At 62.0% G+C, this 14,527-nt stretch carries 17 protein-coding genes; 4 read left to right on the top strand and 13 right to left on the bottom strand.

All coding sequences use genetic code 11. The features are described from left to right. The gene (locus VRB54_RS05710; protein WP_338479879.1) at positions 1-621 is read left to right on the top strand and encodes an energy transducer TonB; all 621 of its coding nucleotides are present in this window, start codon (positions 1-3) and stop codon (positions 619-621) included. On the opposite strand, the gene VRB54_RS05705 is transcribed toward VRB54_RS05710, so the two are convergent. From VRB54_RS05705 to ppc, 7 genes are all read right to left on the bottom strand, one after another. Beyond that, entirely contained in the window at positions 618-1,316 is a 699-nt protein-coding gene (locus tag VRB54_RS05705) for an extensin family protein (RefSeq protein ID WP_338479877.1), read from the bottom strand. The genes VRB54_RS05710 and VRB54_RS05705 overlap by 4 nt on opposite strands. Positions 1,317-1,319: 3 nt before the next feature. Next, complete coding sequence (locus VRB54_RS05700; protein ID WP_338479875.1) at positions 1,320-2,147, bottom strand: isocitrate lyase/phosphoenolpyruvate mutase family protein; 828 nt, start codon at positions 2,145-2,147, stop codon at positions 1,320-1,322. Between the two features lie 27 nt (positions 2,148-2,174). Further along, a complete protein-coding gene (locus VRB54_RS05695; protein ID WP_338479874.1) occupies positions 2,175-3,035 on the bottom strand; it encodes a DUF72 domain-containing protein in 861 nt (286 codons plus the stop codon). Next, entirely contained in the window at positions 3,035-3,337 is a 303-nt protein-coding gene (locus VRB54_RS05690) for a hypothetical protein (protein ID WP_209989456.1), read from the bottom strand. Before VRB54_RS05690 ends, VRB54_RS05695 begins: the two co-directional genes overlap by 1 nt. A gap of 317 nt (positions 3,338-3,654) precedes the next feature. Then, positions 3,655-4,338, bottom strand: a complete 684-nt coding sequence (gene tsaB / locus VRB54_RS05685; RefSeq protein ID WP_338479873.1) for a tRNA (adenosine(37)-N6)-threonylcarbamoyltransferase complex dimerization subunit type 1 TsaB — start codon at positions 4,336-4,338, stop codon at positions 3,655-3,657. A gap of 87 nt (positions 4,339-4,425) precedes the next feature. Then, on the bottom strand, positions 4,426-5,073 hold the full coding sequence (gene adk / locus VRB54_RS05680) for an adenylate kinase (protein ID WP_003231293.1): 648 nt from the start codon (positions 5,071-5,073) through the stop codon (positions 4,426-4,428). A gap of 280 nt (positions 5,074-5,353) precedes the next feature. Continuing rightward, the gene (gene ppc, locus VRB54_RS05675; RefSeq protein WP_338479872.1) at positions 5,354-7,981 is read right to left on the bottom strand and encodes a phosphoenolpyruvate carboxylase; all 2,628 of its coding nucleotides are present in this window, start codon (positions 7,979-7,981) and stop codon (positions 5,354-5,356) included. Between the two features lie 187 nt (positions 7,982-8,168). Between ppc and VRB54_RS05670 the strand changes: the two genes are divergently transcribed. From VRB54_RS05670 to VRB54_RS05660, 3 genes are all read left to right on the top strand, one after another. Further along, positions 8,169-8,516, top strand: coding sequence for a pilin assembly protein (locus tag VRB54_RS05670; protein WP_338479871.1), 348 nt, complete (start codon positions 8,169-8,171; stop codon positions 8,514-8,516). 269 nt (positions 8,517-8,785) lie between these two features. After that, positions 8,786-9,211: a DUF4398 domain-containing protein gene (locus tag VRB54_RS05665; protein WP_057007751.1), complete on the top strand. Its 426-nt coding sequence runs from the start codon at positions 8,786-8,788 to the stop codon at positions 9,209-9,211. A gap of 58 nt (positions 9,212-9,269) precedes the next feature. After that, positions 9,270-10,055 carry an OmpA family protein gene (locus VRB54_RS05660; protein ID WP_003231302.1) on the top strand — a complete coding sequence of 262 codons (786 nt, stop codon included), beginning with the start codon at positions 9,270-9,272 and terminating at the stop codon, positions 10,053-10,055. 49 nt (positions 10,056-10,104) lie between these two features. Here VRB54_RS05660 and VRB54_RS05655 read toward each other — a convergent pair whose 3' ends face one another. The 6 genes from VRB54_RS05655 to VRB54_RS05630 all read right to left on the bottom strand — a co-directional run bounded on the left by VRB54_RS05655 (position 10,105) and on the right by VRB54_RS05630 (position 14,493). Continuing rightward, positions 10,105-10,395, bottom strand: a complete 291-nt coding sequence (locus tag VRB54_RS05655; protein WP_338479870.1) for a hypothetical protein — start codon at positions 10,393-10,395, stop codon at positions 10,105-10,107. A gap of 125 nt (positions 10,396-10,520) precedes the next feature. Next, a complete protein-coding gene (locus VRB54_RS05650) occupies positions 10,521-10,847 on the bottom strand; it encodes a hypothetical protein (RefSeq protein ID WP_338479869.1) in 327 nt (108 codons plus the stop codon). Continuing rightward, on the bottom strand, positions 10,844-11,749 hold the full coding sequence (locus VRB54_RS05645) for an alpha/beta hydrolase (RefSeq protein WP_338479868.1): 906 nt from the start codon (positions 11,747-11,749) through the stop codon (positions 10,844-10,846). Before VRB54_RS05645 ends, VRB54_RS05650 begins: the two co-directional genes overlap by 4 nt. Before the next feature lie 51 nt (positions 11,750-11,800). After that, positions 11,801-13,078 (bottom strand): flavohemoglobin expression-modulating QEGLA motif protein, encoded by a 1,278-nt coding sequence (locus VRB54_RS05640; protein WP_209989431.1) that lies wholly within the window; start codon positions 13,076-13,078, stop codon positions 11,801-11,803. A gap of 21 nt (positions 13,079-13,099) precedes the next feature. Further along, positions 13,100-13,648 (bottom strand): hypothetical protein, encoded by a 549-nt coding sequence (locus VRB54_RS05635; RefSeq protein WP_338479866.1) that lies wholly within the window; start codon positions 13,646-13,648, stop codon positions 13,100-13,102. 128 nt (positions 13,649-13,776) lie between these two features. Then, complete coding sequence (locus VRB54_RS05630) at positions 13,777-14,493, bottom strand: TetR/AcrR family transcriptional regulator (protein ID WP_338479865.1); 717 nt, start codon at positions 14,491-14,493, stop codon at positions 13,777-13,779. Between the last annotated feature and the right edge of the window lie 34 nt (positions 14,494-14,527).

Genomic DNA, 14,527 nt, shown 5'->3' with positions numbered 1-14,527 from the left:
ATGTCAGACATTCTCCCCCTAACCATCGGTGTACTGCCGACCCACAACCACTACGGCCTGCGCAATACTCAAGCGCTGGCCGGGGTGAGTCATGTGTGGCAGGACTTCTTCGCCCGCGCGCTGGCCGAACAGTTGGGCGGGACGGCGGATGCGCAGGCGGCTCAGGCTCCAGCGGTGGCGGACCCGGCGGTTGAGCCAAGCGCCGGCGCCGACCTGCTGTCGCAGATTCTCACCCAGCGCGAATGCAACGTCACCGACACCCCGATCGCTCCGCCTGAACCGCTGTTCTTACCGATTGCCGAATTCGAAACCGACCTGCTGCCACCGGCTGCGGCGCCATTCCCCGAAGAAGAACTCGTCGCTCAACAGCGCCAGCAGAACTTCGAAAGCGGCTGGGTACGCCCTCTGGTGCTGACCGCCGGCCAGCAACCACCTGCGCCAGGCCCTGCGCCGCAACCGCGCCCGCTGCACCTGCCAATTGCCGAATTCGAACTGGACCTGCTGCCTGCGCCTGCCGAGCCGTACCCGACCGAAGCGCTGGTGGCGCAGCAAAAGGCCCTGGACTTCGACGCCTACTGGGCACGCCCGCTGGTGGCGCACAACCTGCGCCTGGCCGCCTAACGACACACCCACCACCGCCCCATATCAAGGTGGAAATGATTGCGGTGCGCCGCGTTGTAGTCCGGGCTCAACACCACGTTGAAATCATTACAGGCGCTGTCACGCACCTGGCGCAGGAATCGCGCACTGTCGCCCTCCCCCGGCCAATCCTTGAGCACACTGATGCGGCGCCCGTCCGCCAGGCGAAAGCCTGCGATATCCACTGCATTGGCCGACGCATGCTGGCTGAGTCGCCCGTCGGCGCGGTTATAGACATTACGGCAGGCGAAGCTGCCCAGGTGATCGACACGCGTCACCGCCTGGCCAAACACGGCCTGGGCCGCCGGCTGCAGGCTGTGTCGCTCGAACAGGGCAAATGCCACCGCCAGTGGGCAACTGGCGAGAAAGCTGCTGCTCAAGGTCACCTGCGCGCCCTGCACGCGCAATACATTGCGCAACGGGCACGCAGCATCGGCCGGCGAATCCGCCTGATGGCTGACGCGCAAGCCCGAGGTTTGCAGCACCTGGCCGCACAGGGCGAGGTCATCCTGTAGGCGCCCCAGCTTGAAACGCGTCAACAGGTTGGGCGTGTCGCGCACATCCAGCGGCGCCCAGGGGTTCCATTGATTCGGCAAGGGCAGCCAGCCGCGCCAGGCACCCAGGGCGAGGGCGCCCGCGAGCAACAGCAGCATGCCGGTGACATTCAGGCCGCGCACCGCTTATTCCTTGAAGAATTGGCTGGCCTGGCTGTAGGACATCGAGCGTTCGGTAAAGGTAAAAGTGCCCAACCCATACACCTCCTGCGCCGCCCGATAAAACTCGCCATACGCCGCCAGGGCCATGGCCGACCCCACGCTGATGCGCTTGACGCCCATGTCGCTCAACTGCGCCACGCTGAGTTTGAGGCCACCGGACATCAATACATTCACAGGCTTGGGTGCGACGGCTTTGACCACCGCCAGCACCTCTTCGGCACTGCGCAGGCCCGGTGCGTAGAGCACGTCGGCACCGGCCTCGGCGTAGGCTTGCAGCCGACGCAGGGTGTCAGGCAAATCCAGGCGACCGTGCAGGAAGTTCTCCGCGCGGGCGGTCAGCATGAACGGGAACGGCAGGCTGCGTGCCGCAACCACAGCGGCCTCCACACGCTCGACCGACAGCTCAAAGGCGTAGATCGGGTCGGCGGCAATGCCCGTGGCATCTTCGATGGAGCCGCCGACAATACCCGCAGCGGCGGCACGCAGGATGGTCCGGGCGCAGCCTTCAGGGGTGTCGCTGAAGCCGTTTTCCAGATCGGCCGCCACCGGCAACGCCGTGGCCTTGGCAATCATGCCGGCGTTGACCAGTGTGTCCTCCAGGGACAACGCTCCTTCGGCATCCGGGCGCCCCAGGCTGAAGGCATAGCCGGCACTGGTGGTGGCCAGGGCTTCGAAGCCGAGATGGGCAAGCATGATGGCGGAACCCGCGTCCCACGGGTTGGGCATCACGAACGCGCGATCACGGGTGTGCAGGGCCTGGAAGGTTTCGGCGCGAAGGGTTTGGGCATCCATGACTGACTCCTGGCGGGAAAGGGAGCCCTAGAGTAACCCCAGTTGCTCCGCTGCGGGCTCACGATGCAAGGTCGGCAACGCCGGCAGGCCCGGCAGACGCACCATCAGTCTGGCGTGAAACCGCAACGCCAGCTGCGCCGCGAGACGGTTGTCGGAAGTGTGCAGGAACACGTACGGAGTGCGGCCTTCTTCAATCCAGCCGGCGACTTTTTCCACCCAGGGCGTCAGGAACGGATCATTGGCCTCCAGCTCTGGATGACCGATAAAGCGCACCTGGGGCCATTGCGTCAGCGCTGCCGGTCGCGTTGGCACCTTGGGCTTTTTCGATTGGGCATGCAGCACCGCAGGCGTTGTGTCGGTGCAACTGAACAGCGCGCGCGGATCGAGGCAGATGCGCTCCACGCCACGGTCACGCAACAGGCGGTTGAGCCTGCGCTCGGCGTCGCCCTTGGCGAAAAATTCCTGATGACGCACCTCGACCGCCATCGGGCGTTCCAATCCGTCGATAAACCCGGCCAGTTCGCCCAGGCGTTGCGGTGAAAACGTTGCGGGTAATTGCAGCCACAACGGCGATACACGCTCGCCGAGCGGGCTCATCAAGCCGACGAAACTTTCCGCCGCCGGCAACTGTTCGCGCAGGTCGCCGCTGTGGCTGATGTCACCGGGAAACTTGGCAGTGAAGCGAAAATCATCCGGCATGATCTCGGCCCAGCGCTGCACCGTGGCGGCCGAGGGTCGAGCATAAAAGGTGGTGTTGCCTTCAACGGCATTGAAGACCTTTGAATACAGCGCCAGGTAATCGCTGGAGCGCGCATCGACCGGATACAGGTACTCGCGCCAGGCGTTTTCACTCCAGGACGGGCAACCGATGTAGTAAGGCAGACGCATCAGATGTGGACGTCGAGACCCAGCACTTCCATGTCCCATTCGACAAAACCGGCGGTGGTCAGGTAGCTGGCCAGGGCGGTGGCGACGCTTTTGCTCATGGAGCGGGGGAAGACCATGTCTTGCTGACGGGCCGGCAGGCCGCTGATACGTGCACCTGCGCCACTTTGGGCATGGGCGGGTGCTTCGGCGTGGACTTCGATGAAGTCGGGCGAATCCTCGACGGCATCGTCCACCCGAACGTTCGCCTTACGCGGCTTGCGCTTGATGGGGTAGGACTGTGAGGAAAAGCCGTCTATACGCATGGATGCGAGCTCGCTATCAATCAATGATGGCACTTTACTGGCGCTTTCCGTGGCGCGCAAATGCTCTGGTGATAACTAGAACACATATTTTGAAAAATGTTTCAAAGCAGGGTCAGATTCTGACGATTGGCGCAGAATTGGGCGTCCACGCCCTCTTCAACTGTGCCCTGTGGCGAGCAGGCTTGCCCTGCGTTGGGGTGCGAAGCGCCCAATTAAATAAAATGCAGTGTACCTGCACTGCGCGGAGCCGGGTTTTAGGGCTGCTGCGCAGCCCAACGCGGGGCAAGCCCGCTCGCCACAGGGGCCTGATCGTTTGATCAGAGACCCCGCTCGGCCTTGGTCTGAGCAACTTTATCGCGCAAATAAACCGGGGCGGCCTGATCAGCCGGGATCGCCTCGCCACGCTCGAACGCGAAGCGTGCCAGGGTCAGCAGGTCTTCGGCATGGGGCAACAGGGTGGCGTCCTGGCCAACAAGCGGCACATTGATGCGCTCCCCATACCCCCAACCGGTGCCGGCACCAAACCATTCACCGCTGGCATCGTCAGGCAACCGCGAGGACTCGGGCGGCTGCACGGCTTCCACACCCACCAGGCGCATTTCACCCGCCGTCTCGCGGTAGCAGCCCCAATACACTTCGTCCATGCGCGCATCAATCGCTGCCGCTACCTGCGTTGCACCGTGCTCTCGCAGGGCACGCTGGGCCAGCACGGCGAGGTTGGACACCGGCAACACCGGGCGCTCCAGCGCAAACGCCAGGCCCTGTACCACGCCGATGGCGATACGTACGCCGGTAAACGCGCCGGGGCCGCGGCCGAAGGCGATGGCATCGACGGCAGACAAGGCGATGCCGGCATCTTCAAGCAGTTGCTTGATCATCGGCAGCAGCTTTTGCGCGTGCAGGCGCGGGATCACCTCGTAGTGGCTGGTTACCTTGCCATCGTGCAGCAAGGCAACGGAGCAAGCTTCGGTAGCGGTGTCCAGGGCCAGCAGGGTGCTCATCGGTGTGGGTGTCCAGGTCGGAAAAAAGTGCGCCAGTATAAACAACAACGGCCCGCAAGCGGGCCGTTGTCAACAATCGAGGAGCGATCAGCTCAGTGCCTGAAGCACCTTGGCGGTAATCGCTTCCACGGAGCCGACGCCAGGAATATGGCTGTATTTCGGCTTGCCGTGTGCAGCGGACAGTTTCTGATAGAAGTCCACCAGCGGCTTGGTCTGGGAATGGTAGACCGACAGGCGATGACGCACGGTTTCTTCCGTGTCGTCCTTGCGCTGCACCAGGTCTTCACCGGTGATATCGTCCTTGCCTGCCACTTTTGGCGGGTTGTAGACGATGTGGTAAACGCGGCCCGAGCCTTCGTGAACGCGACGACCGGCGATACGCTGGACGATTTCTTCATCTTCAACCGCGATTTCAACCACGGCATCCAGCTCGACGCCGGCTTTCACCAGGGCTTCAGCCTGGGGAATGGTGCGAGGGAAACCGTCGAACAGGAAACCGTTCTTGCAATCGTCCTGGCTGATGCGTTCCTTGACCAGGTTGATGATCAGGTCATCGGAGACCAGCCCGCCGCTGTCCATCACGCTCTTGGCGATCAGGCCCAGTTCGGTGCCGGCCTTGACGGCCGCGCGCAGCATGTCGCCGGTGGAGATTTGTGGAATGCCGAATTTTTCAGTGATGAACTTTGCCTGAGTACCTTTACCGGCCCCGGGAGCTCCCAGCAGAATGACGCGCATCGATGTGCTCCTCAATTTTTTATAGAGATGACGCTCGGATTCGCCACGTGGGGCCAATCTCGTAAAAATAGGGTTCGAGGCCGATCAAACGGCCAAAGGCTGATCAAGATACACAGCGGACCTTAACCACACAAGCCGCCGAAAGTCGCAGTCAATCACGCTGCGCGTGCTCCGCAGGCTGGGTGTGCCTGAGTGCAACGCGAGTGCCTGAACAACGACCGCCCTGTTTTGGGCGGTCGCGCTTGTTCAACTGCAAGCCGTTGAGAACACGCAAAAAACCTTAGCCGGTGTTGCGCAAACCGGCGGCAATACCAGCCACGGACACCAGCAGCGCCTGTTCCAGAGGGCTGTCCTGCGCCGCTTCCTGCGCGCGGGAACGGGCCAGCAGTTCGGCCTGCAACAGGTGCAAGGGGTCTAGGTAGGTATTGCGCAGGCGGATGAACTCAAGAGTGTCCGGGCTGTGGGCCAACAGTTGCGACTGCCCCGTCAGGCCCAATACCACCTCGCACGCCTGCGACAATAGGTCGCGTAAATGCTCGCCCAGGGGCAACAGGTCCGGCTGCACCAGGCGCTCGTCGTACAAGCGGGCAATATCGGCGTCGGCCTTGGCCAGCACCATCTCCAGCATATCGATGCGGGTGCGGAAGAACGGCCATTGCTCGCGCATCTGCCCCAGCAGATCGCCCTCACCGCGCGCCAACGCCTTGCTCAACGCCGCTTCCCAGCCCAGCCAGGCGGGCAGCATCAGGCGCGTCTGGGTCCAGCCGAAAATCCACGGAATCGCACGCAAACTCTCGATGCCGCCGGCACGGCGCTTGGTCGGGCGGCTGCCGAGGGGCAAGCGGCCGAGTTCCTGCTCCGGGGTAGACTGGCGGAAGTACTCGACGAACTGCGGATTTTCCCGCACCACCGCGCGGTAGGCGCTGACGCCGTCGGCCGCCAATTCGTCCATCAGATGGCGCCAGGCCGGTTCGGGCGGCGGCGGCGGCAACAGCGTCGCCTCCAGCACGGCGGCCAGATACAGGTTGAGGTTCTGCTCGGCGATATCCGGCAGGCCGAACTTGAAACGGATCATCTCGCCCTGTTCGGTGGTACGGAAACGCCCCGCCACCGAGCCGGGTGGCTGCGACAGGATCGCCGCGTGAGCCGGGCCACCGCCACGCCCCACGGTGCCGCCGCGGCCGTGGAACAACAGCAGTTCCACCTGTTGCTCGCGGCAGATATCCACCAGACGCTCCTGCGCCCGGTATTGCGCCCACGCGGCGGCGGTGGTGCCGGCGTCCTTGGCCGAATCCGAATAGCCGATCATCACTTCCTGCGGGCCATGCAGGCGCGCGCGATAGCCCGGCAAGAGCAGCAGTTGCTCGATCACAGGCCCTGCGTTATCCAGGTCGGCCAGGGTTTCGAACAGCGGCACCACGCGCATCGGCCGTTGCACGCCCGACTCTTTAAGCAGCAATTGCACAGCCAGTACATCCGACGCCGCGCCCGCCATGGAGATGACATATGAGCCCAGCGACGCCTCAGGTGCGGCGGCAACTTCCTTACAGGTGTTAAGCACTTCGGCGGTATCGGCCGAAGGCTTGAAATAGGCCGGCAGCAGCGGTCGACGGTTGGCCAGCTCCTGCATCAGAAAGCGGATGCGCGCGTCTTCGTCCCACTCTTCATAGCGACCCAGGCCAAGGTAATCGGTGATCTCGCTCATGGCCGCGCAGTGGCGGGTGGAATCCTGGCGTACATCCAGCCGCACCAGGAACAGCCCGAAGGTCACCGCGCGGCGCAGGCAATCGAGCAGCGGACCGTCAGCGATCACGCCCATGCCGCACTCATGCAGCGACTGGTAGCACAGGTGCAGCGGCTCCAGCAGGTCACGGTTGTCCTGCAACACCTCCGCCGGCGCCGGGGTGCTGCTGCTCAGCGCGGAATGTGCCCACTGGCGTGTGGCGCGCAGGCGCTCGCGCAGTTGCTTGAGCACGGCGCGATAGGGCTCCACGCTGTCGCCGACCTTGGCCTGCAATGCGGCGCTGGCCTTTTGCATCGACAGCTCGGCCGCCAATTGATCGACATCGCGCAGGTACAGATCAGCAGCCATCCAGCGCGCCAGCAGCAGGACCTCGCGGGTGACCGGTGCCGTCACGTTGGGGTTGCCATCGCGGTCGCCGCCCATCCACGAGGCAAAACGAATCGGCGCCGCCTCCAGGGGCAGGTGCAGGCCGGTGGCGGCATGCAGGGCTTGATCAGCCTTGCGCAGATAATTGGGAATGGCATGCCACAGCGAATGCTCGATCACCGCAAAGCCCCATTTGGCTTCGTCCACTGGCGTGGGCCGGGTGCGGCGGATTTCTTCGGTGTGCCAGGCCTCGGCAATCAGGCGTTGCAGGCGCTCGCGGATCTGCTTGTGCTCGGCAGTGGTGAGGTCGCGGTGATCCTGCAGCGCCAGTTGCGCGGCAATCGCATCGTATTTCTGGATCAGGGTACGCCGGGCCACTTCGGTGGGGTGAGCGGTGAGGACCAGCTCAATGTCCAGGCGCCCGAGTTGGCGGGCCAGGGATTCATCGCTGTGGCCTTCGGCCTGCAGGCGCGCCAGCAGCTCAGGCAACACGCGGGACTCGAACGGCGCGGGTTGCGACTCGTCGCGTCGGTGAATCAACTGGTACTGCTCGGCGATATTGGCCAGGTTGAGGAACTGGTTGAAGGCACGGGCCACGGGCAGCAGCTCGTCTTCCTGCAACTGGTTCAGGCGGCTGCTCAGCTCATCGCCGGCGCCACGCCGGTCAGCCTTGGCGCCTTTGCGGATCTGCTCGATCTTGTCGAGAAAGGCATCGCCGTACTGCTCTCGAATGGTATTGCCCAACAATTCACCCAGCAGGTGAACATCCTCACGCAAGCGTGCATCGATATCACTCATCAGCCACTCTCCAGCCAGAATTTGCGGGACGCGCAGGTTTTCCAGAGTGCCGCTCGCGCCGGTTTCTGACAAGACACTTTAAACCTTGGCGCTCGCCGCGAGTCTCAAGCCATGAGTCGACGGTTCATTCAAGCCGCCGGCTGGACGCCCATCACCGCCTGCAGACACAGGCTTTATTGAGGTTGCCATGAAAATTCGAGATCTGGCCCAGCATTGGGAAGAAACCGCCACGGGTCGATTGACCAAGACCGAGTACGCCATTCATCTGGACGTAGAGGCTGCGGCAAGGCTCTCGGCCATCGCTGAAATGTACCCCAAGCGCCAAACCGAGGAATTGCTCGGCGAATTGATCGGCGCAGCCCTTGAAGAGCTGGAAGCGAGCTTTCCCTACGTCAAGGGCCAACACGTGGTGGCCACCGATGAGGAAGGCGATCCGCTATACGAAGACGTCGGCCCCACGCCACGCTTTCTCGAATTGTCGCGCCGCTTTCTGCATGATTTATCCGCCGACGGCGATCAATCGAAGCACTCCTGAACGCGAATAACCCCCTGTATTCCGGGCCTCAAGCAGGCTTGGAGTACCGCTGCGCGCCGTCAAAGTTCCAAGTTTCAAACGCTGACCATTCAGTCAGATATTTTTTTAGGCAAATCGCCATCTCCGCTGAACTTTTGAAAAAAGCCTCCGGTCACAACCAGTAAGCCATCACATGGAACGGTCGTTTTAAAGGGCACGTCGATTTTTCACCGTCGGCCCCTACCGCTGAACCAGTGAACCGGATTTTGATATTTTTCAGGAGTTATCCAATGGAGTTGAAGACGATGAAGACCAGCACTGCCAAATCCTCGTTTAACCATCTGCGCGGGCTGAAGTTGGCCGCGCTGGCAATCGGCACCAGCTTCGTTCTGGCGGGCTGCGCCGGCAATCCTCCGACCGAACAGTACGCGGTGACCCAGTCCGCGGTGAACAGCGCTGTCAGCGCTGGCGGCACCGAATTTGCGGCCGTTGAAATGAAGGCAGCTCAGGACAAGCTCAAAGAAGCTGAAATTGCCATGCACGACAAGAACTACGACAAGGCGCGTCAGTTGGCTGAACAAGCCGAGTGGGATGCCCGCGTCGCCGAGCGTAAGGCTCAGGCTGCCAAAGCTGAACAGGCTGTGAAGGATTCCCAGAAGGCGGTTGACGATCTGCGCCGCGAAGGCATGCGCCCGGCCGTTATCCAGCAGAAGTAAGCCATTGCTACTGATGACTGCATCGCACCTGATATCGAATTGAAAGGACGACACGATTATGCGTAAACAAATGATGATCCCTGCCCTGCTGGCGATGAGCGTTGCTCTGGCGGCCTGCTCCACCCCGCCGAACGCGAACCTGGAAAACGCACGGACCAACTTCACGGCCCTGCAAACCAACCCGCAAGCGACCAAGCTGGCCGCACTTGAAACCAAAGACGCCAGCGAATGGCTGGACAAGGCTGACAAGGCCTACCGCGACAAGGAAGACGAGAAGAAAGTCGACCAACTGGCGTACCTGACCAACCAGCGCGTTGAAGTGGCCAAAGACACCATTTCCCTGCGTGAATCCGAAGCCAAGCTGAAAAATGCCGGCGACGACCGTGCCCGCGCCCTGCTTGACGCGCGTGATGCGCAGATCAAGCAGCTGCAGGACAGCTTGAACGCCAAGCAAACCGACCGTGGCACCCTGGTGACCTTCGGTGACGTGCTGTTCGCCACCAACAAGTCCGATCTGAAATCCACTGGCCTGGTCAACATCACCAAGCTGGCGCAGTTCCTGCGCGATAACCCGGATCGTAAAGTGATTGTCGAAGGCTACACCGACAGCACCGGTTCCGATTCGTATAACCAGAGCCTGTCCGAGCGCCGCGCGGCTTCCGTACAGCGTGCACTGGCTCAGCAAGGCGTGGACATCTCGCGCATCGTGACCCAGGGTTATGGCAAGGAATACCCGGTTGCCGATAACGGCAGCGCATCGGGCCGCGCCATGAACCGTCGCGTTGAAGTGACCATCTCCAACGACAACCAGCCGGTCAAGCCACGTTCTTCCATGGCTAACTGATCGATTGACGCTGTAAAAAAACCCACCTTTCGGTGGGTTTTTTTATCGATCAGACTTCGACCTTACGACCGTTGTCACTCTCCGGCATCATCGCCTCCATGCCTTGGCGACCGGCCATCATTTTATCAAGCGCCTCCTGGTCCATCTGACCGCCTTCACCGCCTCCAGCGCCACCGCCCTGCGCGCCGCCCATGGCCTTGGACAGAATCTCCATGAGCATTTTCATCGGATCCTGTTTCGCCTGGCCGCCTTGCGCACCACCCTGGCCCAGCTTTTCTGCGCCCTGGGCCAGTTCCATCATCTTGGCGATTGCGCCAATTCCGTCCATTCCACCAATCATGTTCACGCTCCCGGAATCGATATACGTAAGTTGTCTGCCAGCAACACTGACATGTCACTCAGTGGCGTCTTACGCAATACCGTTCCAGATATTTCTGGAATCGGGCGATTCAGGTGAGGGACACGCTACTCGCGCACTGTGGGGGTTTCCTGGCCCATGCAGCGAACAGCCTGCTTTTTGTTGTTAACCAGCACGCCACTCAAGCCTTTGTGTTCGGTATCAAACATCACCAGCACCCCCTCGACACACTGCGCCACCTGGGCAGCCGGGGTCAGTGACACTTTGTAGTCCTCGCCCGGCACGGTCTTGAGCAGGGTAAAGTCGCTGAGCAACAACGCATCTTCGGGCTTGGCGAAGTGCAGGTAGCCGTAATACCACAGGCAGCCGACCGTACCGATGATGGTGCCGATGCCGGTGAGGATCAGCGGGATAAGGTTGCGCTCTTCGCTCATTGAGGGGTCTCTGACGAATCGACCTGAGGAGCGGGGTAGTTCGGAATTTCCCCCAGGCGGCGCAGGCCATTGAAGTGCTGCGGGTCATCCAGATAACGCAGCATTACGGTTTGCCAGGTCTTGTCGGCAAAGGTCTGCACGTGGCCGCCACGGGTCAGTTGCAACACCCTGGGCGGCGGCGCGGCTTGATACAGGCGGATGCCATTGGCGACCGGCACAATCGGGTCGTCCAGGCTGTGAAACAACAGCTTGGGCACGCCGGCAAGACGGGGCATGGCCGTGATCGCACTGTCAGCATCCGGCACCAGCCACGACAGTGGCACCTGGAGCGGCCAGGTCAACCAGGACGTGCTCAGGGCGAATTGCCCTACGTCACGATAACTGGCAGGCACGCCATCCAGCACCAGCGCCTTGAGTTGGGACTGGCGCTGTGGATGCTCTGCCAGATAGTGCACCGCGAGCGCACCACCAAGGCTCTGACCGAGGACGATCAGCGGCTGTCCCTGGGCTTCGGGGGCCCGGTCGAGCCAGTTGAAGGCGGCATCCACATCCTGATAGACCGCCGGCAACGAGGGCTTGCCCTGCGACAGCCCGTAGCCGCGATAATCCAGTAGCAGCACCTGATAACCCTGCTCCGGCAGCCACCAACTGCCGCCCAGGTGCCAGGCCAGGTTGCCGCCGTTGCCATGCAGGTGCAGCACCGTGCCTTTGAGCGGCACACCCGCCTTGACCGGCAGCCACCAGGCGTGCAGCTTCACGCCGTCGGCGGTGGTAAGGGTGACATCGCGGTACTGCAAATGGGCTTTTTCCGGCGTGAATGGCAGGCCGGGTTCGGGGTAGAACAGCAGGGAACTACAGCCGCTCAATGTGAGCAGCAGGCACAGGATGCCGAGGATTCTCATCCGTTGAAACCTCTTGATTTGGCTGAAATTAACGTTTGCTCCAGGGTTCGGTCACAGGATATTGGAGTAATCCGCTTCGATCCGGTCCAGGCTCAGGTGGTTGAGGAAGTTGGAAAAACACATCCACGCCGCCAGCGCGTTCATGTCCCGAAACTGCTCGGGCAGGTACTTGGGTGGCACCACCAGGCCTTCGTCGACCAGTTGGCGCAGTGTGCGCATGTCTTCCAGGGTGGTCTTGCCGCAGAACAGCAGCGGTACCTGCTCCAGCTTGCCTTTGCGCACGGCAAGCTGGATGTAGTTGTAGACCATGATGAAGCCCTTGAGGTAGGACAGGTCCTTGGTGAACGGCAGCCCGTTGGGCACCGAGCCACGGAACACCCGGCTGGCGTTGCCATAGCTTTCGGCAATCTCGAAACCTTGCTCGCGGAAGAACTCGAACACCTGCAGAAAGTCCGCGCCCTCCTCCACCATATGAATGGCACGGGTGCGGTTGGTCAGCTTGCGCAGGCGACTGGGGTAGGAGGCGAACGTGATGATCTCCATCAAAATCGCCAAGCCCTCCTGAGTCACGGTGGACGACGGCGGCCCCTTGGACAGGAAGGTGCAGATCGGCTGGTTCTGGCCGTTGAGGGTGGTGCCGACGTGCACCAGGCCTTCATGCACTTCCAGGGCGCGCACGTCGCGGTCGTTGAACATCGCGTCGGCGCGGATCTTGATGTAGTCGGCGCCGGCTGCGGCGTCGGCGACGATGCCATCGGATTCGAAGACGCGAATGGTCTCTTCGGCCTCGCCAAACACTTTGTTCAAGCGGGTTTGCAGCAGCGCCACGGCGTCCTTGGCGGTGAGGGTCTTGGCTTCGTCCTTGAGGTCACCGCGGCCGTCGATGTTGTTCAGGTAGTCGGAGAGCATCAGGCCCAGGTCGGCCAGGGTCGGGTCGCCAGCGTGAAAGGCATCGGAGGCGGCGCCGTAGAGCTCCTGAGAGATCAGGCCGAAGTCCTCGGTGCCGCGCGCTTCCAGCATGCGCACCACCATGCGGTATTCGCGGCACATGCGGCGCATGATCTGCCCCACCGGGCTGAACTGGCCGAGGCGACGGGTGATGTCGCGCTCAATGTTCTGGAACTCCAGCTTGACCGCGCTGGAATCGAACGCCAATGGCCGGTTCAGGTAATAGTCGCGGTCAACGGCGGGCATCTCCCTGCCCTTGGCCTTGAGGAATCCCTGGCGAATGTTCTCGTCCCACTTCACGGCATCGAGCACGCGAATCGGTGTTTGCGCCAGCACAATGCGATCGGACAAGGTGCGTATCGTCTGCTGGTAATCGTCCACCCGGTGCTTCCTCTTTAAACGTTATTTGCCCGCGCGCCGGTAGCGCGCGGCTTGCACGAATACATCGGCGTTGGCCGGGTCATCCAGGTAGGCGAAGACCTGTTCCACGGGACTGTCGATCAGCACGCCGTCGCCTTCGACGGTTTGCACGGCAGTGCCTTGCAGCGTCTTCTGTTCCATCGCTTGATGAATCTGCTCAAGGTCGAGGTTGTAGACCACCAATTCGTGCTTTTCGTCGAATTCGAAACCCGCCAGGATGAAATGCCCGCCCAGTTTGGCCGGCAGCGGCGCCGACAGGTACCAGCGCCCGCCATGGCGCGACACGCTGAACAGGTATTCATCACGCTGTCCCGGCTTGGTCGAAGGATAGCTCACGGCTTTGTAACGCTGTTCACCGGCGCGGGTAATCTGCAGGTTCAGCGGCTCGCCCCAGGCGTTCCTGCTGACCCATTTGCCCAGCAACTCGCTGGGCGCCGCCTCGCGTGTGGGCAGCGGGTTTTTGAAGGTCACCAGGCAACCGCTGAGCAGCAGGAACGACAGGACGATGACCGCGACACGCCAGGCTTTCATTGCGTACTCCATGAAGGGTGGGAGTTGGCTCGCCTGCGATAGCATCACCGCGGTGGGCCTGAATGACCCGGGAGTCTGCATCACAGGCAAGCCAGCGCCCACATAAAGCGGATCGCACACAGGCATGGCTACACCGAGGCCAACACCAAATGCATGTAACGCTTGAGGATCTCAAGCATCTCGTCACCGGCCAGCGGCTCTGCGCCGCCCAACAGGCCCTGATATTCCATCCGACTGATAATCGCCGTCAACACTTTGGCATCCTGCTGCGGCTCGCGCGAGCCCAATACCTGGAAAAACTGCCCGGTGCCCTGCAACAGGATCTGCTGGTGGGAGCGCACCAGTTCGGCCAGTCGCGGATTCAGCAGCGCTTCCTGACGAAACGCCTGCTCGGCCATCAGGTAATCGCGCCGATTGCTCAATTGGCGCTGCACATAGTCCGCCGTCAGCCGCGCAATGTCATCGGCCAACTGCGAACGCGATGCCGGGCTGCCGTCGCCGTAAGCGACCATCTCGCGCAGCAGGCCTTCGTTGCGCACCCACAGCTTGCCCATGAACGCGGCGCTGCGTTCGACGTATTGGGCGAAGGTATCGGTGAGCAAGTCATCGATGTCCTTGAAATAGTAGGTGGTGGCTGACAGCGGCACACCGACCTCCGCCGCCACGGCGCGATGGCGCACGGCACGTACGCCGTCACGCACCACGATGCGCATGGCCGCATCGAGAATCTCCTGCCGGCGCTGTTCGCTGCCTCGACGACTGGCCTTGCGGCCCTGGTACTGGACACTTTCAGCCACGGCAGCAGCAATGCCGGCGGCGCCTTCTTGAGCCATTACGCGGTTCACCACACACATCCTTGGATTTGATTAAAACCTGGCG

It is taken from the genome of Pseudomonas trivialis, from assembly GCF_036864995.1.
GTDB lineage: Bacteria > Pseudomonadota > Gammaproteobacteria > Pseudomonadales > Pseudomonadaceae > Aquipseudomonas > Aquipseudomonas trivialis.
The sequence above is the reverse complement of the archived record's forward strand: the minus strand, read 5'-3'. Positions and strand labels throughout refer to the sequence as shown.